The sequence below is a fragment of the Burkholderia sp. MSMB1078WGS genome, assembly GCF_001528895.1.
In the GTDB taxonomy this organism is placed as follows: Bacteria; Pseudomonadota; Gammaproteobacteria; order Burkholderiales; family Burkholderiaceae; genus Burkholderia.
The window spans coordinates 1-730 of record NZ_LPDI01000084.1 but is presented as its reverse complement, the minus strand read 5'-3'; the positions used below and the strand labels follow the sequence as shown (position 1 = coordinate 730).

Annotated in this window: 1 protein-coding gene; it reads left to right on the top strand. The window is 62.2% G+C overall.

The genetic code is table 11. From position 1 onward, the window contains the following. Window positions 1-100: 100 nt before the first annotated feature. On the top strand, window positions 101-730 hold a 630-nt coding region (locus tag WT24_RS20495; RefSeq protein WP_082742247.1), incomplete at its 3' end, for a helix-turn-helix domain-containing protein.

Genomic DNA, 730 nt, shown 5'->3' with positions numbered 1-730 from the left:
CTAGCTGTGAAGCTTCAATAGGTTGTATCGATGGTTCATCCGGACTGAGTCTGGGAGACTGGAAGTCGCCAAACACCCAACCTTCCAGGAACCCAGCCGGATGAACACCCATAAGAATGCCCGACTCACTTTCGCGCGTCGACTCGAGATGGTTCAGGAAATCACCGAATCCGGTTCGAGTGTGCCGCAAGCGACGGCCGATCACGGCGTGACAACACCGACCGTGCGTAAATGGCTCGGGCGCTATCTGGCCGGTGGCGTGCCGGCACTGGCTGACGCCTCATCGAGGCCTGCTCGCTGTCCACGCGCCATCGCCCCGGCGACTGCCTTGTTGATCGTGGAATTGCGCCAGCAACGCTTGCTGCAACGTCAGATCGCCCGACAGGTGGGCGTGTCGGCCTCGACCGTCAGCCGCGTGCTGGCGCGTGCCGGACTGTCCCGGTTGAGCGACCTGCAACCGCGTGAACCGGTTCAGCGCTACGAACACGAGGCACCGGGCGATTTGTTGCACATCGACATCAAGAAGCTCGGCCGTATCGCGCGTCCAGGCCATCGCGTCACCGGCAATCGGCGCGATACGGTCGATGGCGCTGGATGGGAGTATCTGTTCGTCGCGGTGGATGATCATGCCCGGATTGCCTACACGGCAATGCATCCAGACGAGACAAGGCGCAGTGCCGTGCAGTTCCTGCGCGATGCAGTGGCTTGGTACGCAGGGCTTGGCGTGGGT